The organism is [Acidovorax] ebreus TPSY (assembly GCF_000022305.1).
In the GTDB taxonomy this organism is placed as follows: domain Bacteria; phylum Pseudomonadota; class Gammaproteobacteria; order Burkholderiales; family Burkholderiaceae_C; genus Diaphorobacter; species Diaphorobacter nitroreducens.
In genome coordinates this window covers 346,019-363,615 of record NC_011992.1, presented here as the reverse complement: position 1 = coordinate 363,615, position 17,597 = coordinate 346,019, and the positions used below count along the sequence as shown (strand labels likewise).

Below are 17,597 nucleotides of genomic sequence, written 5' to 3'. Positions count from 1 at the left end.
CGCCAGCGGCGGGGAATACCACCATGCAAATGTTCTACCGATTGCCCGTTTCCCGCCGCCTCGGCGGCTTGGTGGCCCTGGCCATCCTGGCCATGCTGGCGCTGGTTGCCAGCATCATGTGGACCGAACGCTCCCTGATCATGGGTGAGCGCCAGGCCAGCGTGCGCCAGACCGTGGAGGCGGCACATGGAATCGTCGTGCACTTCCACGCGCAGGCCAGCAAGGGCACGATCACCGAGGAAGAGGCCAAGCAGCGCGCAATGGATGCGCTGCGGCCGCTGCGCTACAGCGGCTCGGAGTATTTCTGGATCAACGACATGCACCCGCGCATGGTCATGCATCCCATCCGCCCCGAGCTGCAGGGGCAGGACCTCAGCAGCAACAAGGACCCCACGGGCAAGCATCTGTTCGTGGAGTTCGTCAACACCGTGAAAAGGAGCGGCGCAGGCTTCGTGAGCTACCTGTGGCCCAAGCCGGGCAGCGACCAGCCCGTGGAGAAAGCCTCGTACGTGATGGGTTTCGAGCCCTGGGGCTGGGTGATCGGCTCCGGCGTGTACGTCGACAACGTGCAGGCCACGTTCGTGAGCCGGCTGGCCCGCTCGGGCGCGGTGACTGCCGTGCTCGCGCTGCTGCTGCTGGCCATTGGCTGGCTGGTGGCGCGCAGCATCCTGCGCCAGCTGGGCGCCGAGCCCAGCCAGCTCAACGCCATCACCCATGAGATGGCGCAAGGCAACCTGGCCGTCGAAATACCGCCCGCCCGCGACAGCGACAGCGTCATCCACGGCATCCAGACCATGCGCGACAACGTGGCCGAGATCGTGCAGGGCGTGCGCCGAAGCTCCGAGCACGTGGCCACGGCCAGCGCGGAGATCTCGCAGGGCAACCACGACCTGTCCGGCCGCACCGAGAGCCAGGCCAGCGCCCTGGAAGAAACGGCCGCCTCCATGGAGCAGTTGGGCGCCACCGTGCGCCAGAACGCCGACAACGCCCGCCAGGCCAACCAACTCGCCATGAATGCCAGCACCGTCGCCGTGCAGGGCGGCGAGGTGGTCTCCGAGGTGGTGGACACCATGCGCGGCATCAATGAGTCCAGCCGCAAGATCGCCGACATCATCGGGGTGATCGATGGCATTGCCTTCCAGACCAACATCCTGGCGCTGAATGCCGCCGTGGAGGCCGCCAAGGAGATCAAGCAGCTCATCACCGCCAGCGTGGAGCGCGTGGAGCAGGGCTCGCAGCTGGTGGACAAGGCCGGTGCCACCATGACCGAGGTGGTCACCGCCATTCGCCGCGTGACCGACATCATGGGGGAGATCAGCGCCGCCAGCAGCGAACAAAGCTCGGGCGTGGCCCAGGTGGGCGAGGCCATCACCCAGATGGACCAGGCCACGCAGCAGAACGCCGCGCTGGTCGAGGAGATGGCCGCCGCCGCCAGCAGCCTCAGCGGCCAGGCCCGCGAGCTCGTCGAGGCCGTCGCCGTGTTCAAGCTGGCGCAGAAGGTCTCCGCCCTGCCACGCATGGCGCCCGTGCATGCCCCGGCCGTGCCGGCTCCCGTACCCGCCACCTCCGCGACACCCGCCGCCCCTGCCCGGCCCGCCACGCCGCCGGCGTCCACCCGGGCGCCGGCCGCTGCCTTGGCACGTCCGGCAGCAGCGCGCCCTCAACCCGCGCAAGCGGCCCGCACGGCTGCCGATAACGACGAGTGGGAGAGCTTCTGAGGACCCGGGCGCCCCGCGCGGCGCCCATGGCGCGCATGCGGCCGGAGGAATTCAGCTAGCGATCAGCTCGGTGAGCGCATCCACGTAGCCGTCCGCGTCCACGCCGCGCACGGGCTGGCCGTGGTTGTAGCCGTACGTCACCAGCACCACGGGGCAGCCCGCCGCACGCGCGGCCTGGGCATCGTTGCTGGAGTCGCCGATCATCAGCGTGCGCGCCGGCGAGGTTCCCACCGCCTCGCAGGCCTTGAGCAGTGGCAGCGGGTCGGGCTTCTTGCGCGCGAACGCATCGCCGCCGAACACGTGGGTGAAGAAGCCGTCCAGCCCTTTGGCGCGCAGCAGAGGCCGGGCGAAGTCGGTGGGCTTGTTGGTCAGGCACACCAGCGGCCGACCGGTGCGGTGCAGCGCCGCAAGCCCTTCGGCCACGCCGGCGTACAGCGCCGCATACTGGCCGTTGATGGCCAGGTAATGGTGCTGGTAGCGCTCCCACGCCTGGGGATACAAGGCCTCGGCCTTTGCTTCCAATTGCATAGCTGTCAGCGCTTGCTGGTCGGGCGCTAGAACGTGTTTTAGTACTGAACGCAGGAGATGCTCCGACCCCTTGCCGACCATGCGTTCGATCGCCGCGGGCGCGATGGCGGGGAGCTGCAGGTCGCGCAGCATGCGATTGAGCGCCTCGGCAAAATCGCCCAACGTATCCACCATGGTGCCGTCGAGGTCCACGATCGCGGCGTCGGTGCGCGCGAGCAGCGCGGCGAGGTCTTGTTGCACCCGTTCCATCCCTTGTCCTTGTCAGTCATGCATTGAGCGCGGGCAGTGTATGCGCTGTCCGACCCGTCCGACACACCACGGCGCCGCATGCGGACAGACGCCTTCCGGGTGGCGTCCTACGCTGGACAGCCATTGTTGGAACCGTCAAAACCATCGCCCGTCAGGAGGTCATCCCATGGCATTGCATCGATTCACCGCCCTGCTTCCCGCCGCATTGCTGCTGTGCGCCGGCGCGGCGCAGGCTGCCAACGAAGTGCGCAGCCAGTACAGCAGCGACCGTGCCGCCTGCGCGTCCGTGCCCGCGGAAAGCCGCGCCGCCTGCGTACGCGAGGCAGGGGCGGCCGCCCAGGCCGCGCGCGCCGGCCAGCTGTCCAGCAGCGATACCAGTATCTATGAGCGCAACGCGCTGGCCCGCTGCGAGGCCTTCAAGACTCCACACGACCGGTCCGATTGCGAGGCGCGCGTGCGCAGCAGCGCCACGGTGTCAGGCTCGGTGGAAGGCGGTGGCGTGCTGCGCGAAGCCACCACGCCGGTGCAATAGGCTTTTCAGCGGATTGCGATCAAGCCGCGCGGCGGCGCCTCACGCCAGTTCGGCGCGCATGGCGTCGATCACCGCCTTGTAGTCGCTCTTGCCGAAGATGGCGCTGCCTGCAACGAACGTGTCCGCGCCCGCATCCGCCACCCGGCGGATGTTGTCGGCCTTGATGCCACCGTCCACCTCCAGGCGGATGTCCTTGCCCGAGGCCTCGATGCGCCTGCGGGCCGCTTCGATCTTGCGCAGCGTGCTGTCGATGAAGCTCTGTCCGCCAAAGCCGGGGTTCACGCTCATCAACAGGATCAGGTCGATGTCCTCGATCACCCAGTCCAGCACGTCAAGCGGCATGGCGGGGTTGAAGGTCAGGCCTGCCTTGCAGCCCTGCGCGCGGATGTTCTGAATGCTGCGGTGCACGTGCGCCGAGGCATCGGGGTGGAAGCTGATGAGGTCCGCCCCCGCCTTGGCAAACGCCGTGGCCAGTTCGTCCACGGGCTGCACCATCAAGTGCACGTCGATCGGTACGGCGTGCCCTGCGGGCGTCACGGCATGGGGCTTGAGGGCCTGGCACACCATCGGGCCGAAGGTGAGGTTGGGCACATAGTGGTTGTCCATCACGTCAAAGTGGATCCAGTCGGCGCCGGCGGCGATGACGTTGCGCACTTCCTCACCCAGGCGGGCAAAGTCGGCAGACAGGATGGAGGGGGCGATGCGGTAGGTGCGGCTCATGGCCGCGATTGTCGCAGTTGACGCCGCCGCGGCGCGACGTTCGCATGCCGGGCACAGCCGGAGCGGGGCCTTAGCAGGCCTTGTGCGACGCGGGCCGCACCATCGCCGCTACCATTACACGATGCCGAAATACCAGTTCCAGGTGGAGGTGCAGCCGCAGTACCTTCCCGACGAGTCCGCGCCCGACGAAGGCGTATACAGCTTTGCCTACACCATCACGATCACCAACACGGGCGACGTGACCGCGCAGCTGATTTCACGCCACTGGATCATCTCCGACGCCAATGGCCACACCGAGCAGGTCAAGGGCCTGGGCGTGGTGGGCCAGCAACCGCTGCTCAAGCCCGGTGAGGCATTTCAGTACACCAGCGGCTGCCGCCTGCGCACCGCCAGCGGCAGCATGCACGGCAGCTATTTCTGCGTGGCTGAGGATGGTGAGCCGTTCACCTGTCCGATCGAGCTGTTCGTGCTGGAGGCCTTCTCGCCCGGCCAACCGGGCCAGCCCATGGCGGCAAGGGTGCTGCATTGAGCCGCAGCGGCCCTGATCTGGCGCAGCTGCTCGCCGGTATCGACCCGACCGCACCGCTGGCACAGCGGCACCTGCAACTCATCGCCGTGCTGGATTGGGTGCGCGGCGACGGCCAGTCCACAGAGGGCGCCGCAGGCCGCGTGGCCCTGCTGGTCGACGCGGCGGAACGCTCGCCCGACATCCAGGTGCGGCTGCAGGCCTGGTGGGCAGCGCTTACGCAGCAGGTGGACATCACCACGCTGCTGGCGGACTTCGGTTTTGCCCAGCGCACCTCCATGGCCAGCGAGCTGGCCGAGCGCGTGCGCTACAAACTGCTGCCCTCCAGCCCCGAAACGCTGGATGCGTCGGAGTTGTTCATGCTGGCGCTGCCTGGCGATTTCGACGCGCGCTGGCTGGCGTCGCTGGACGAAACCCTGCTGGGCCGCCTGCTGGCCGTGCTGGTGCCGGCCTGCGAGCAGGGCGGCGCCAGCCATTGGCAGCGCGCGCTGCTGGACGCCATCACCTACTGCGCCGGGCAGATCCTGTCCACCGGCTTTGCGCCCGAGCTGCGTCTGCGCATGAGCGAAGAGGCGCGCGAGGCCCAGCCCTTTCATGCGCTGATCCGCGATGTGGAGAGCCTGCGCGTGGAGGTGGAGCACCCGCTGCGCACCGGCGATCGCCTGCAGGAAGCCGTGCAGCGCCTGCGCGAGCGCCTGGACGCCTGCCGCGCCGCCACCAACACGGTGTATGCACACTTCGAGGACAACGGCATCTCCGTGGGCCTGGTATTTCGCCTGCGCCAGCTGCGCGAGCGCATCCTGCGCGTGCGCGAGCTGCTGGAATGCCTGCTGTCGCCCCGCCCCGCCGTAGCGGCGGCCAAGTTCCTTGCGCGCCTGGTGACCGTGGGGCGCGAGCGGCGCAGCCTGCGTGCGCTGGTGGCGTCCAACTCGTCCATGCTGGCGGCCAAGGTCGCCGAGCGCAGCGCCGAGACAGGCGCGCACTACATCACCCGCACGGCGGGCGAATACCTGGCTATGGTGCGCAAGGCGGCGGGCGGCGGGCTGGTGATGGCCTTCACCACGCTGGCCAAGTTCGGGCTGTACGCGCTGGCGCTGTCCGCGTTCTGGGGCGGCTTCATGGCGGGCGTGAACTACGCCGTCAGCTTCGTGCTGATCCAGCTGCTGCACTTCACCGTGGCCACCAAGCAGCCCGCCATGACGGCACCCGCCATGGCCGCCAAGCTCAAGGACCTGGACGAGGCGCAGGGGCTGGAGTCCTTCGTGGACGAGGTCGCGCATCTCGTGCGCTCGCAGGTGGCCGCCGTGCTGGGCAACGTGCTGCTGGTGTTCCCCGGGGCGCTGGCCCTGGCGCTGCTTATCGCGCAGATGCTCGGGCAACCGGCCATCGGCACGGCCCAGGCGGAACACGTGCTGCAGTCGCTGCACCTGCTGGGCCCCTCGCTGCTGTTCGCGGCCTTCACCGGCGTGCTGCTGTTCGCGTCCAGCATTTTCGCGGGCTGGGTGGAGAACTGGTTCGTATTGCGCCGGCTGGACTCTGCCATCCAGTACAACCCGCGCATCACGGACATGCTGGGTGCTGCACGCGCCGCCCGCTGGGCGCGCTTTCTGCGGGGCAACATTTCAGGCTTTGCGGCCAACATTTCGCTCGGCTTCATGCTGGGGCTGACGCCGGCCTTTGCCGCGTTCTTCGGGCTGGGCCTGGATGTGCGCCACGTTACGCTGTCCACCGGGCAGATCGGCGTGGCCAGCGCCACATTGGGCATGGACGTGCTGCACCAGCCGGCTTTCTGGTGGGCCGTGGCCATGGTGCCCTTCAACGGTGCGCTCAACGTCCTCGTCAGCTTCTACCTGGCGTTCCGCCTGGCATTGCGTGCGCACAACGTTGGCAGCGTGGACCGCGCGCGCATCTACCGCGCGCTGCTGGCGCGCTGGCGCAGCGCGCCGCTGGGCTTTTTCCTGCCCCGGCGCCGCACCGTCTGATAAGGTGCGCGCACCGCAGGCTGCGCGCCGTCCTACAGAAGCAACGCGACCGCTGCAGATACATTCAGTTAACAGCCTGGGAACGTAGTCACGTTCCACGCAGCCGCAGCGCGCGCCCTTGGGGCAGGCTGCGCCCGGGCATCCAGCGGGCCTGCCCGCACGAGACAGAGGATCTACAACAATGAATGAGCTGATGAGCTTTTGGGCGCAGTGGCTGCGCCCATCGGCGGGGTTGCCCACGGTGCAGTGGTCGCTGCTGCTGGCCGTGGCCTCCATCACGGGCTATCTGGTGCAACGCTACAGCGGCCTGCCCAAGGTCGTGGGTTACACGCTCGTGGGAACCATCGTGGGCCTGCTGGGCTTTGGCGGCGCCGTGTGGCCGCTGCAGGGCATTGGCCTGTTCCTGGTGGAGCTGGGCGTAGCCGTGGTGCTGTTCGAGGCGGGCGGTCGCATTCCGCTGCGCTGGTTTCGCCATAACCCCATGGTGCTGGTGCAGAGCATCGCGGAGTCCGCCTTCACCTATTTCGCGGTGTACTGGACGATGCTGTGGTTCGACGTACCCGAGCGCGCCGCCGGCCCGCTGGCCCTGGTCGCGATGGCGGCATCACCGGCGGTTCTGACGCGCGTGGTGTCCGACACGCGCGCCGCCGGCCCCGTGACCGACCGTGCCGTGGTGCTCGCAACGCTGTCGTCCCTGTATGCGCTGGCGCTGGGCAGCGCGCAGGCCGAGCTCATCAACCGCCCCGGCGTGGGCCTGGTGGGCACGCTGTATCCCGCGCTGGTGGTGCTGGGCGTTTCTGTGGCCGTGGGTGCGCTGCTGTCACTCATCCTGCGCCTGGCGTTGCGCGTGATGAGCCCGACGAGCGAGAACACCTCCATGCTGCTGATGGCCCTGATCGCCGCCAGCACCGCCGTCACCGCGCACATGGGCGGCTCGGCCCCGCTGGCCGCGCTGCTGGGCGGCATGCTGCTCAAGCAGCTGCACCCGCGCCCCTGGGCCTGGCCGCGGCAGATGGGCACCGCCTCTTCGCTGCTGACGATGCTGATGTTCGTGCTCGTCTCCACCGTCGCCGCGCAGGCCGACTGGAGCGGCCCGGTGGTCGGCGCCGTGCTGGCGCTGATCTTCGTGCGCCTGCTGGCCAAGGCGCTGGGCGTGGGCGTGGGCAACGTGGGCAGTGGCGCCAGTTGGCGCCAGGCCATGTGGCTGAGCTGCGCCATGGCGCCGATGTCGGCCATCGCATTGCTGGTGGCCTCGCAGTTCGTGGTGGCCTCGGCCTCCACGGGCCACCTGATCGCTCGCATCGCCCTGCCGGCCATCCTGGTGATGGAAGTGCTGGGCGCAGTGATCGCCACCGTGGCCATCTACCGCGCGGGCGAAAGCTCCAAACCCTGGGCGCCCCTGAGCAGCCGCGGCAGCAACACCGGAGACACCCAACGTGAGTCTTGAAGCCTTTCACCATTCCGAGCCCCTGACGCTGGGCGTCGAGCTGGAACTGCAGCTCGTGAGCACCAACGACTACGACCTCGCGCCCTACGCCGAGGACATGCTGCGCCTCATGAAGAAGGTGCCGCTGCCCGGCAGCGTGGTGCCCGAGATGACCAACAGCATGATCGAGATCTCCACCGGCGTGTGCCACAGCAGCTCTGAGGTGCTGGGCCAGCTCACGCAGATCCGCGACGCGCTGGTCAAGAGCGCGGACAAGCTCAACATCGCCGTGGTCGGCGGCGGCACGCACCCCTTCCAGCAATGGCACGAGCGGCGCATCTACGACAAGCCGCGCTTTCAGGAGCTGTCGCAGCTGTACGGCTACCTGTCCAAGCAGTTCACCATCTTCGGGCAGCACGTGCACATCGGCTGCCCCGACGCCGACTCCGCCCTGCTCATGCTGCACCGCATGAGCCGCTACATCCCGCACTTCATCGCGCTGTCGGCCTCCAGCCCGTATGTGCAGGCGCAGGACACGCAGTTCGACTCCGCGCGCCTCAACTCGGTGTTCGCGTTCCCGCTGTCGGGCCGCGCGCCCTGCGTACTCACCTGGAGCGAGTTCGAGCAGTACTTCAACAAAATGACGCGCACCGGCGTGGTCAAGAGCATGAAGGACTTTTACTGGGACATCCGCCCCAAGCCCGAGTACGGCACCATCGAGATCCGCGTGTTCGACACGCCGCTCACCATCGAGCGCGCCGCGGCGCTGGCCGGCTACGTGCAGTCGCTGGCCGCGTGGTTCCTGGCCGAGCAGCCCTTCACCCCCACCGAGGACGACTACCTCGTCTACACCTACAACCGCTTCCAGGCCTGCCGCTTCGGGCTGGACGCGGTGTACGTGGACCCTGCCAGCGGCGACCACATGCCGCTGCGCGACCACATCCTGCAGACGCTGGACCACGTGGCGCGCTACGCCGGCACGCATGGCGCATCGGGCGCGCTGCACATGCTGCGCGGTGAGACCGCGCTGGGCCAGAACGACGCCCGCTGGCTGCGCGAGCGCCAGCGCGAAGAGCAGTTGCTGGCCGAGGTCAGCCGCCAGGCCGCGCTGCGCTTTCGCGGGCACGACATCTGAACGCGGCAGCCGCCCATGGGTGAGTTCGACCTGATTGCGCGCTACTTCACGCGCCCGGTGCGCCGTGCGGCGCTGGGCGTGGGCGACGACTGCGCGCTGCTGTCGGTCACGCCCGGCATGCAACTGGCCGTGTCCAGCGACATGCTGGTCGAGGGCCGCCATTTCTTTGCCGACGTGGACCCCGCGCACCTGGGCCACAAGGCGCTGGCGGTGAACCTGTCGGACCTGGCCGCCTGCGGCGCCAGGCCGCTGGCCTTCACGCTGGCGCTGGCGTTGCCGCGCGTGGATGCGCCCTGGCTGCAGGCGTTTGCGGACGGCCTGCTGCGGCTGGCCGACGCGCACCAGTGCGAGCTGGTCGGTGGCGACACCACGCAGGGGCCGCTGAACCTCTGCGTCACCGTGTTCGGCGAAGTGCCCACGGGCCAGGCCCTGCTGCGCAGCGGTGCGCGGGTGGGCGACGACATCTACGTGAGCGGCACGCCCGGCGAGGCGCGCCTGGCGCTGGATGCGCTGCGCGGCCGCCTGGCGCTGCCGCCCGCCGCCCTGCAGCAGTTGCGCCCACGGCTGGAGCAGCCCACACCGCGCGTGGCGCTGGGTCTGGCGCTGCGCGGCGTGGCCAGCAGCGCCATCGACGTGAGCGATGGCCTGCTGGGCGACCTGGGTCACATCCTGAAGGCCTCGGGCGTGGGCGCCTGCGTGGACGCCACCGTCGCTACCAATTTACTAGCTGCCAGCGCCCAGCAGGCGGTCGCTACAGCCGATTTTGGCGCACAAACGCTGATGCAATGCGCGCTGGCCGGCGGCGACGACTACGAACTGGTCTTCACCGCCCCTCCCGCACAGCAGGCCGCCGTGCAGGCCGCCGCGCAGGCCAGCGGTACGCGCGCCACGCGCATCGGCCGCGTCGAGCCCGCGCCCGGCCTGCGTGTGGTGGACGGCCAGGGGCAGCCCGTGGCGCAGCACTTCGCCTCGTTCGACCACTTCGCCTGACCGCTCCCGCTACCGGGCCGGCGCCGCTGGTAGCATCGGCCGGCCCTTGCATCCTTGCCGCCCATGCCCGATACGCCCCCCCCCACCCCGCTGCCGCCCCACGCCCTGCGCCGCTTTCTGTTCGTGCACCCCGCGCACTGCATCGCGCTGGGCTTTGGCAGCGGACTGTCGCGTGTGGCACCGGGCACGGTGGGCACGCTGTGGGGGTGGCTGGCGTTCCTGGTGCTGCAACTGTGGCTCACGCCGCGCGGCATGGGGCTGCTGATCGCGCTGTCGCTGCTGCTGGGCTGGTGGGCCTGCACCGTCACCGCACGCCACATGCGCGTGGCAGACCCCGGCCACATCGTGTGGGATGAGATCGTCGCGATCTGGATCGTGCTGTGGCTGGCCATGCCCATGGGCTTCTGGGGCCAGCTCGCCGCCTTTGCGCTGTTCCGTTATTTCGATGCCGCCAAACCCGGCCCTGTGGCCTGGGCCGACCGGTTGTTCAAGGGCTTCGGCTGGCGCGGCGGCCTGGGGATCATGCTGGACGACCTGGTGGCCGCGTTCTGCACGCTGCTGGTGATCGCGCTGTGGCGCCACTGGTTCGGGTGAATGCCATGGAACTATCAAAAATAGAGCTGCCAGCGCTTGATGGACAAGCGCTGGAGGCCGATTTGATTCATATCTCCACGGCCCTGCTCGCACGCGGCTGGATGCTGGCCACGGCCGAGAGCTGCACCGGCGGCCTGATCGCCGCCGCCTGCACCGACCTGTCGGGGTCGAGCCAATGGTTCGAGCGCGGCTTCGTCAGCTATTCCAACGCCGCCAAGACCGCGCTGCTGGGCGTGCCCGCCGATCTCATCACGGCCCACGGCGCCGTGAGCGAGCCCGTGGCCCGCGCCATGGCCGAGGGCGCCGTGCGCCACAGCGCCGCGCAGGTCAGCGTGGCCGTGACGGGCGTGGCCGGCCCCCACGGGCGGCAGCCCGGACAAGCCGGTGGGCACGGTGTGGTTCGGCTGGTGCGTGGCGGGCGCCACCCATTCGGAGCTGCGGCGCTTTGCCGGAGACCGCGCCGCCGTGCGCGCCGCCACGGTGCGCCACGCGCTGGGACGGCTGGCGCAGTTGCTGGCCCAGGTGCCCGCCCCTTCGCGCTCCTGACGGTCCCACTGGGCCTGGCGGCGCCGTAGCACCTGGGCAGGCCCAGAGCGCAATACCGGGCCACCGGCTGCGTGCCGCCCACTCAATGCCGGCGAGTCGAACCGGGCCGCGTCAGGCCGGGCCGCGTCAGGCCGGGCCGCGCCAGGCCGGGCCGCGCCAGGCCAGCTACACCAGGCAAGGCCGTGCCAGGCCAGCCATACCTGGCCACAGCCGCGTCAAGCCGCGCCGCAGCACTTCTTGTACTTCTTGCCGCTGCCGCAAGGGCAGGGGTCGTTGCGGCCGGGCTGCTCGCCCTTGACGATGGTTTCCTGGCGCGGACCCAGGCTGCGCCAGAGCTGGCGCAGGTCGTACACGCCCCAGATGGCCTCGCCAAAGACCTCCAGGCGCTCCTGGCTGGTACTGGGCGGGCCGTCTTCGGCGTACATGCAGATCTCGGGCTTGCCGGTGTCGTCCTCGGTGAGGGCGACGATGGATTCGAGCGCGCCGTCCAGCCACTGGGCGGCTTCCTTGTCGCGCGGGGTGGCCCAGTCCTCGGGCCAGTTCTCCACGGCGAACATGAAGCCCAGCGCCCAGACCTGGCCGAAGGAAGGAATCTCCTGCCCCGCCATCTCGGCGCGCTCCTCCTCGGGCAGGCTGGCGATGGCGCCGCGCATGTCGATCACCTCGGGCTGGAAGGCGTTGTCGGCGTCCAGCGATTCGGCCTGCTCGTCCAGTTGCGCCTGCACCTCGGCGCGGCGCAGCTCCCACAAGGCAAGGAAGCGCTCCTGCTGCGCCAGGTCCTTGAACGTGGGCACCAGCGGCAGGGGCTCGCCTTCGGCCACGTCCAGCTCCAGGCCGTCGCCCAGCAGCATGGGCAGCCATTCCGCCGCGGGCACGGGGCGGCGCGTGCAGACCAGCGCCGTCAGGAAGCCGTCGCAGAACTCCCACTGCGGCACATCTTCCTCACGCGTGCGCAGGTCGTCCAGCAGACTGTCGAGTTCGTCCAGTTCGTCCGGCCCCAGGGCGGGGGCGGCGGCGGATGCGGGGGTGTCGGAGGTGGCGTTCATGCGGAATCGGGCGGGGCTTGGACCCGCGGGCTAAGGAGGAGGAGAAACGGGCCCCAGGAGGCCTGAGGCGCGCAGTGTAACGCCGCAGGCCGCGCATCAGCTATTGTATTCATAGCTACTCGCGCTTATCACACAAGCGCTAGAGCGTGATTTGGCCTTAAAAACAGAAACGCCCCATGCCAAGGCAATGGGGCGCAGCGGTCGGTAACAAAGGGCCACCTGGGCGGCCCACCCAGCCTTATTGGCTGGCGATTTCCAGATGGGCCTCGCGGGCTTCTTGGATGAACTCGAGGATCAGACGGACGGCTTCGCGCATGGTGTGGTTTCCTGACTGAGATGCTCATCCGGTGCGGAACGGCGCGCATCTCATACGCCGACCAACACCGGGTTAACCACTAAGTGTTAACCCTTAGGCGTAAGTATAAACCACAATCCCCTTTTGTGCTGCAGCGCAGCGAAGGCTGGGGCGATCAGGGCGCGGCTACTCCTCTGCCGTCCACTCCACCCGGGCCCCCAGGCTGCGCAGGTTCTCCACAAAGTGCGGGTGCGCGCGGCGGATAGGCGTGGCGTTGCGGATCTCCGAGCGCCCCGGGATACTGGCCGCCACCATGAACAGCGCGATCGCCACGCGGATGATGTAGGGGCTCTCCACCACCGCCGGCGCGAGCGGCCCGCCACCGAAGGTGACGATGCGGTGCGGGTCGGACTGGTACACATGCGCGCCAAACTTGGACAGCTCGCCCGTCCAGCCTAAAGCGCCGTCGTACACCTTGTTCCAGAACATGGCGTTGCCCTGCGCGCGCACGCCCAGCGCGATGAAGATCGGCAGCAGATCCACCGGGAAATAGGGCCAGGGCGCGGCCTCCACCTTGGTCAGCACGTTGGGGGTGAAGGGCGTCTGCACCGTGAGCGGCCCGTCCACGAAGGCGCGCGACCAGCCGTCCCGGTGCTCCACGCGCACGCCAAACTTGGCAAACGTACGGTCGATCAGCGGGAAGTTCTCCGGTGCGCTGTTCTTCACCACCACGTCGCCGCCGGTGATGGCCCCCAGCGCCAGGAAGGTAGTGATCTCGTGAAAGTCCTCGGCAAAGCGGAATTCACCGCCCCCCAGGTCGCCGCCGCCGTGCACCGTAAGCCGCGAGGTGCCCACGCCCTCGATCTGCGCGCCCAGCATTTGCATGAAGCGGCAGAACTCCTGCACGTGCGGCTCGGACGCTGCGTTGGTCAGCGTGGAGGTGCCCTGCGCGGCCACGGCGCACAGCACGAAGTTCTCGGTGGTGGTCACCGAGGCATAGTCCAGCCAGTGGTGCACCGGCGTGAGCATGCCCACGCGGCGCACCAGCAGCGAGCCCTCGGCCCGCTCCACCTGGCCGCCGAAGCTGCGAAAGACCTCCACATGCGGGTCGATCTCGCGCACGCCCAGGGTGCAGCCCTTCACGTTGTCCTCCAGCCGCGCCACGCCGAAGCGCGCCAGCAGCGGCGGCACCAGCATGATGGACGAGCGCATCTCCTCGGGCAGGCGGTGCGTGGCGGCGTCGAAGTGCGTGGCCTGGTGGTGCAGTTCCAGCGTGGCGCTGGCATGGTCCCAGCGCACCTCGCTGCCCAGGGTGCGGAAGATCTCCAGGATCTTGCGCACGTCGGTGATGTCGGGCACGCCCACCAGGCGCAGCGGCGCGCGCGTGAGCAGCGTGGCGCACAGCACGGGCAATACCGCGTTCTTGTTGGCAGAGGGGGTGACGCGGCCACGCAGCGGCGTGCCGCCATGCACGATCAGGTTGGACATGGTTCGCAAACCTCTTCAAAAACAATAGCTGCCACCGCATGCGTGTCCTGCGTCAACAGCCGTTTTCGCATGCAAAGCACAGCCTTGTCCTTGGACACAATGATGGCGCGGTGCGCGACCGCCAGGTCGATGAACTTCTGGTCGTCCGCGTCCTTGCAGGCCCAGGGCGCGCGCGGCGCCACCTCGACCAGGCGCACGCCCGCGTCGAACGCCGTCAGTACGTCATCCGCACCCACGCCGTAATACGCCATGCGCGGCTGCAGGTGGGTGTACTGCAGCACGCGCTCCAGCTCGTCCCGCATGTGCTGCGTGGCAATCCAGTCCAGGCGCTGGGCCTGCAGCAGCGCACGCACGGCGGCCACGGCCGCGTCGGCGAAGATGAACAGGTCGAGCACGATGTTGGTGTCCAGCACCACGACACGCGCGCTCTCGCCCGCCGGCGCCACGGCAGGCAGGCGCAGCTCAGGACGCATCCGAGGCTCCGCCGGCCGGCGCACCGCTGGCCGCGCCGCCCTCCCCCGTGTGGCTCGCGCGCGGCCGATCCCGCACGGCGCCCGCCACGAGGTCGAAGCGGAACAGGCGGCATTCGATGGGGCCGTTCCACAGCGGCACGCGGCGCGACTCCTTCAGGCGCATCTTGCTGGGCAGCTTGAGGTCGGGCGTGAGCATCCAGGCCTGCCAGCCGGCGTAGTGCTTCTTCCAGTGCGCGGCCAACTGCGCGAAGAAGTCCACGCCGTCCTCAGTCTGCGCCGTCTCGCGGCCCATGCGCTCGACCGTGGACATGCGCTCACGCGCATTGCGCCCCGCCGTGCCGGCCGCGGCGATGCGCTCGCCATACGGCGGATTCAGCAGCATCACCCCGGGTTGTTCACTGGGCGGCATGCGCTGCAACGCGTCGCCACCGCGCAGCTGCACCGCGTCGGCCACGCCGGCGCGCACGGCATTGCGCTGGGCAAAGTCCACCATGCGGTGCGACACGTCGCTGCCAAAAATCGGCACCGAAGCCGCGGTAACGGCGCTGGCCGCTTCATCCTTGATAGCAGACCAGACATGCGCCTGGTGCGGCAATAGCTTCTCGAAGGCAAAGCGCCGCTGCAGGCCCGGCGCGATGCGGCAGGCGATCTGCGCGGCCTCGATGACCACGGTGCCGCTACCGCAGCAGGGGTCGTACAGCGGCAGCGGCTGCTCGCCATGCGGGTCCCAGCCGGTGGCGGCGATCATGGCGGCGGCCAGCGTTTCCTTGAGCGGCGCGTCGCCCTTGTCCTCGCGCCAGCCGCGTTTGAACAGCGGCTCTCCCGAGGTGTCGATGTAGATCTGGGCGCGGTCGCTGGTCAGGTGCAGGTGCACGCGCACGTCGGGCCACTGCGTCTGCACGTCGGGACGCACGCCGGCCTTGGCGCGGAAGCGGTCGGCCACGGCATCCTTCACGCGCAGCGCGGCGAAGTTCAGGCTCTTGAGCGGGCTGTGCTGGGCCGTCACTTCCACCTTGAAGCTCTGGCGCGGGGTGAACCAGATCTCCCAGGCCACGTCGGCCGCGGCGGCATAGATGTCGTCCTCGTTGCGGTAGGGCCGCTCGGCCAGTTGCACCAGCACGCGCTGCGCCAGGCGGCTGTGCAGGTTCAGGCGCAGCGCATCGCGCCACGAGGCGCGCAGCAGCACGCCCGCGCGGCCCACGAGCAGGTCCTGCCCGGCCAGCCCCGTGAGGCTGTGCACCTCGTCGGCCAGATAGCCCTCCACGCCAGCGGCGCAGGGCAAAAAGAGTTGAAGCTGGTTCATTGCGGCTGTGCTGCGCGCTGCAGCAATGGCTGGAGCACGGATTCAGGAATGGGTGCGGGCTTGCGGGCCGCCCGGTCGATGAAGACGATGCCGGTCTTGCCGCGCGCGATCTCGCGCCCCTGGCTCTTCTCGGTCAACCGGAAGACGAGGTCGAAGCCGTAGCGGTTGAAGTCCTGCGGCGTCATCTCCACGCGCAGCGTCTCGCCGTGGAACGCCTCGGACTTGTACTGCGCCACGATGTCGCCCACCACGGTGGACAGGCCCGCCACGTCGGCCTCGGGGTAGCCCAGCGACTTGAAGAAACGCACGCGCGCCTCGGACACGAGGCTGAGCAACTGCGCGTTGTCCAGGTGTCCGCCCTGGTTGACATGGCTGATGTAGATCTGCAGCTCGGTACTGAAGCCGAAGTGCGGGGGAAGGTCGAAGACGACGCGTGCCATGGTTCAAAGTGCCTTGCGGAGGTTGGCCGGGGCGATCTTGAGCGCCTCACGGTATTTGGCCACGGTGCGGCGCGCACATTCAATGCCCTGCTCCTTGAGCATCTCGGCGATCTGGCTGTCCGACAGCGGCTTGTGCGGGTTCTCGGCCGCGATGAACTGCTTGATGAGCGCGCGCACGGCCGTGCTGGAGGCGTTGCCGCCGGTTTCGGTGCCCAGCCCCGAGCCGAAGAAATACTTGAGTTCGTAGGTGCCTTGCGGCGTGGCCATGTACTTGGCGGTGGTCACGCGGCTGATGGTGGACTCGTGCAGGCCCAGTTCATCGGCAATGTCGCGCAGCACCAGCGGGCGCATGGCCAGTTCGCCATGCACGAAGAAGTTCTTCTGCCGCTCCACGATGGCGCGCGACACGCGCAGGATGGTGTCAAAACGCTGCTGGATGTTCTTGATGAACCAGCGCGCCTCCTGCAGCCGTGCCTGCAGCGCCTGGTGGCCTTCGCCACGGCCGCCGCGCAACGCGCCGGCGTAGATGTCGTGCACACGCAGACGCGGCATCACGTCCGGGTTGAGCTGCACGCTGAAGTTCTGCTGTCCGCCGCGGCCGGTTTTCTTGACGATCACGTCGGGCACGATGATGTTGCGGTCCACGTCGGCAAAGCGCCTGCCCGGGCGTGGCTCCAGCCGCGCGATCAAGGCCATCGCGGCGCGCGTGCGCTCTTCGCTGGTGCCGCAGGCCTGCGCCAGGCGGCGCACGTCGCGCTTGGCCAGCAGGTCCAGTGGCTGGCCGCAGATGGCCAGCGCGGCCTGGATCACGTCGGGGTCGCCCTCTTCGTCCTGGTCCATCGCGCGCAGCTGCAGCGTGAGGCATTCGGCCAGGCCGCGCGCGCCCACGCCCGCGGGTTCCAGGCTTTGCAGCAGGCGCAGCGCCACGGTGAAACGGTGCACCAGTTCATCGAGTTGCTCGGGGTCTTCGGTGCCCGCCAGGCTGGCGGCCAGGTCCTGCAGCGACTCGTCCAGGTAGCCGTCGTCGTTCAGCGATTCGATGAGGAAGCGCAGCGCGGCCATGTCCAGCTCGGACAGGCGCAGCGCCAGCGCCTGGCGGTGCAGGAAGGCCGTGAGCGACTCCTGGCTGCGGGCCAGCTCGGTGGCGTCCACCTCGTCGTCGCTCCCCGCGCCGGCACCGTTGCGTGCCGGGGCGTCGCCGCCCCACTCGCTGTCGTCGGGCGCCAGGTCTACCGAGCCGTCGCCTTCCCAGTCCGCGGGTTCGGCCGTGGATTCGGCGGAGGAGGTTTCTGCATCATTTTGGCTTGTAGCGCTTTCCTGTCCTGCGCTGACAGCTCCTGAATAAATAGCATCTTCGGCTTCGCGGTCTTGCTCGCTCACCGGTGCATCGGCCTGGGCCAGGCCGAACTCCTCGCGCGGGGCCTCTTCCAGCGTGCGCTCCAGGAAGGGGTTCTCGTCGAGCATTTGCTCGACCTCCTGGGCCAGCTCCAGCGTGGACAGCTGCAGCAGGCGGATCGACTGCTGCAACTGCGGTGTGAGCGCCAGGTGCTGCGAGACGCGCAGCGACAGGCCGGGCTTCATGGCCTGCAACCCACTGTCTGGTCCT

16 protein-coding genes and 1 pseudogene are annotated in these 17,597 nt (G+C 68.9%); 9 read left to right on the top strand and 8 right to left on the bottom strand.

The window, feature by feature from the left end; translation table 11 throughout:
• Window positions 1-23 precede the first annotated feature (23 nt).
• Window positions 24-1,718: a methyl-accepting chemotaxis protein gene (locus DTPSY_RS01750; protein ID WP_012655419.1), complete on the top strand. Its 1,695-nt coding sequence runs from the start codon at window positions 24-26 to the stop codon at window positions 1,716-1,718.
• Between the two features lie 51 nt (window positions 1,719-1,769).
• On the opposite strand, the gene gph is transcribed toward DTPSY_RS01750, so the two are convergent.
• A complete protein-coding gene (gph, locus tag DTPSY_RS01745) occupies window positions 1,770-2,495 on the bottom strand; it encodes a phosphoglycolate phosphatase (protein WP_012655418.1) in 726 nt (241 codons plus the stop codon).
• Between the two features lie 166 nt (window positions 2,496-2,661).
• Between gph and DTPSY_RS01740 the strand changes: the two genes are divergently transcribed.
• On the top strand, window positions 2,662-3,027 hold the full coding sequence (locus DTPSY_RS01740; RefSeq protein WP_012655417.1) for a hypothetical protein: 366 nt from the start codon (window positions 2,662-2,664) through the stop codon (window positions 3,025-3,027).
• A 39-nt stretch (window positions 3,028-3,066) separates the two neighbouring features.
• Here DTPSY_RS01740 and rpe read toward each other — a convergent pair whose 3' ends face one another.
• The gene (gene rpe / locus DTPSY_RS01735) at window positions 3,067-3,747 is read right to left on the bottom strand and encodes a ribulose-phosphate 3-epimerase (RefSeq protein WP_011803824.1); all 681 of its coding nucleotides are present in this window, start codon (window positions 3,745-3,747) and stop codon (window positions 3,067-3,069) included.
• Window positions 3,748-3,868: 121 nt separating this feature from the next.
• Here rpe and apaG point away from each other — a divergent pair, with 121 nt between their 5' ends.
• The 7 genes and pseudogenes from apaG (at window position 3,869) to DTPSY_RS01700 (ending at window position 10,946) form a co-directional block, all read left to right on the top strand.
• A complete protein-coding gene (gene apaG / locus DTPSY_RS01730) occupies window positions 3,869-4,276 on the top strand; it encodes a Co2+/Mg2+ efflux protein ApaG (protein WP_012655416.1) in 408 nt (135 codons plus the stop codon).
• On the top strand, window positions 4,273-6,255 hold the full coding sequence (locus DTPSY_RS01725) for a site-specific recombinase (RefSeq protein ID WP_012655415.1): 1,983 nt from the start codon (window positions 4,273-4,275) through the stop codon (window positions 6,253-6,255). The genes apaG and DTPSY_RS01725 overlap by 4 nt, the downstream gene beginning before the upstream one ends.
• 181 nt (window positions 6,256-6,436) lie before the next feature.
• Window positions 6,437-7,702, top strand: a complete 1,266-nt coding sequence (locus DTPSY_RS01720; RefSeq protein ID WP_012655414.1) for a cation:proton antiporter — start codon at window positions 6,437-6,439, stop codon at window positions 7,700-7,702.
• The gene (locus tag DTPSY_RS01715) at window positions 7,692-8,816 is read left to right on the top strand and encodes a YbdK family carboxylate-amine ligase (RefSeq protein ID WP_012655413.1); all 1,125 of its coding nucleotides are present in this window, start codon (window positions 7,692-7,694) and stop codon (window positions 8,814-8,816) included. Before DTPSY_RS01720 ends, DTPSY_RS01715 begins: the two co-directional genes overlap by 11 nt.
• Window positions 8,817-8,831: 15 nt before the next feature.
• Window positions 8,832-9,806: a thiamine-phosphate kinase gene (thiL, locus tag DTPSY_RS01710; RefSeq protein WP_012655412.1), complete on the top strand. Its 975-nt coding sequence runs from the start codon at window positions 8,832-8,834 to the stop codon at window positions 9,804-9,806.
• A 63-nt stretch (window positions 9,807-9,869) separates the two neighbouring features.
• A complete protein-coding gene (locus DTPSY_RS01705) occupies window positions 9,870-10,400 on the top strand; it encodes a phosphatidylglycerophosphatase A family protein (protein ID WP_011803818.1) in 531 nt (176 codons plus the stop codon).
• Window positions 10,401-10,405: 5 nt separating this feature from the next.
• A pseudogene (locus tag DTPSY_RS01700) lies at window positions 10,406-10,946 on the top strand (CinA family protein).
• Window positions 10,947-11,161: 215 nt separating this feature from the next.
• On the opposite strand, the gene DTPSY_RS01695 reads toward DTPSY_RS01700, so the two are convergent.
• The 6 genes from DTPSY_RS01695 to DTPSY_RS01670 all read right to left on the bottom strand — a co-directional run bounded on the left by DTPSY_RS01695 (window position 11,162) and on the right by DTPSY_RS01670 (window position 17,572).
• Window positions 11,162-11,992, bottom strand: a complete 831-nt coding sequence (locus tag DTPSY_RS01695) for a YecA/YgfB family protein (RefSeq protein ID WP_011803816.1) — start codon at window positions 11,990-11,992, stop codon at window positions 11,162-11,164.
• A gap of 481 nt (window positions 11,993-12,473) precedes the next feature.
• Window positions 12,474-13,775, bottom strand: coding sequence for a UDP-N-acetylglucosamine 1-carboxyvinyltransferase (locus tag DTPSY_RS01690; protein ID WP_011803815.1), 1,302 nt, complete (start codon window positions 13,773-13,775; stop codon window positions 12,474-12,476).
• Window positions 13,763-14,248 carry a putative toxin-antitoxin system toxin component, PIN family gene (locus DTPSY_RS01685; RefSeq protein WP_012655410.1) on the bottom strand — a complete coding sequence of 162 codons (486 nt, stop codon included), beginning with the start codon at window positions 14,246-14,248 and terminating at the stop codon, window positions 13,763-13,765. Before DTPSY_RS01685 ends, DTPSY_RS01690 begins: the two co-directional genes overlap by 13 nt.
• Window positions 14,238-15,551, bottom strand: coding sequence for a THUMP domain-containing class I SAM-dependent RNA methyltransferase (locus DTPSY_RS01680; protein ID WP_012655409.1), 1,314 nt, complete (start codon window positions 15,549-15,551; stop codon window positions 14,238-14,240). The genes DTPSY_RS01685 and DTPSY_RS01680 overlap by 11 nt, the downstream gene beginning before the upstream one ends.
• Window positions 15,548-15,991: an acyl-CoA thioesterase gene (locus tag DTPSY_RS01675; RefSeq protein WP_012655408.1), complete on the bottom strand. Its 444-nt coding sequence runs from the start codon at window positions 15,989-15,991 to the stop codon at window positions 15,548-15,550. The genes DTPSY_RS01680 and DTPSY_RS01675 overlap by 4 nt, the downstream gene beginning before the upstream one ends.
• A 3-nt stretch (window positions 15,992-15,994) precedes the next feature.
• Complete coding sequence (locus DTPSY_RS01670; RefSeq protein ID WP_012655407.1) at window positions 15,995-17,572, bottom strand: RNA polymerase factor sigma-54; 1,578 nt, start codon at window positions 17,570-17,572, stop codon at window positions 15,995-15,997.
• Window positions 17,573-17,597: the final 25 nt, after the last annotated feature.

Excerpts from the sequence above, each read along its gene's own strand:
- DTPSY_RS01750 (WP_012655419.1), top strand. The coding sequence starts at position 24 with ATGCAAATGTTCTACCGATTGCCCGTTTCCCGCCGCCTCGGCGGCTTG.
- gph (WP_012655418.1), bottom strand. The coding sequence starts at position 2,495 with ATGGAACGGGTGCAACAAGACCTCGCCGCGCTGCTCGCGCGCACCGAC.
- DTPSY_RS01740 (WP_012655417.1), top strand. The coding sequence starts at position 2,662 with ATGGCATTGCATCGATTCACCGCCCTGCTTCCCGCCGCATTGCTGCTG.
- rpe (WP_011803824.1), bottom strand. The coding sequence starts at position 3,747 with ATGAGCCGCACCTACCGCATCGCCCCCTCCATCCTGTCTGCCGACTTT.
- apaG (WP_012655416.1), top strand. The coding sequence starts at position 3,869 with ATGCCGAAATACCAGTTCCAGGTGGAGGTGCAGCCGCAGTACCTTCCC.
- DTPSY_RS01720 (WP_012655414.1), top strand. The coding sequence starts at position 6,437 with ATGAATGAGCTGATGAGCTTTTGGGCGCAGTGGCTGCGCCCATCGGCG.
- thiL (WP_012655412.1), top strand. The coding sequence starts at position 8,832 with ATGGGTGAGTTCGACCTGATTGCGCGCTACTTCACGCGCCCGGTGCGC.
- DTPSY_RS01705 (WP_011803818.1), top strand. The coding sequence starts at position 9,870 with ATGCCCGATACGCCCCCCCCCACCCCGCTGCCGCCCCACGCCCTGCGC.
- DTPSY_RS01695 (WP_011803816.1), bottom strand. The coding sequence starts at position 11,992 with ATGAACGCCACCTCCGACACCCCCGCATCCGCCGCCGCCCCCGCCCTG.
- DTPSY_RS01690 (WP_011803815.1), bottom strand. The coding sequence starts at position 13,775 with ATGTCCAACCTGATCGTGCATGGCGGCACGCCGCTGCGTGGCCGCGTC.
- DTPSY_RS01685 (WP_012655410.1), bottom strand. The coding sequence starts at position 14,248 with ATGCGTCCTGAGCTGCGCCTGCCTGCCGTGGCGCCGGCGGGCGAGAGC.
- DTPSY_RS01680 (WP_012655409.1), bottom strand. The coding sequence starts at position 15,551 with ATGAACCAGCTTCAACTCTTTTTGCCCTGCGCCGCTGGCGTGGAGGGC.
- DTPSY_RS01675 (WP_012655408.1), bottom strand. The coding sequence starts at position 15,991 with ATGGCACGCGTCGTCTTCGACCTTCCCCCGCACTTCGGCTTCAGTACC.
- DTPSY_RS01670 (WP_012655407.1), bottom strand. The coding sequence starts at position 17,572 with ATGAAGCCCGGCCTGTCGCTGCGCGTCTCGCAGCACCTGGCGCTCACA.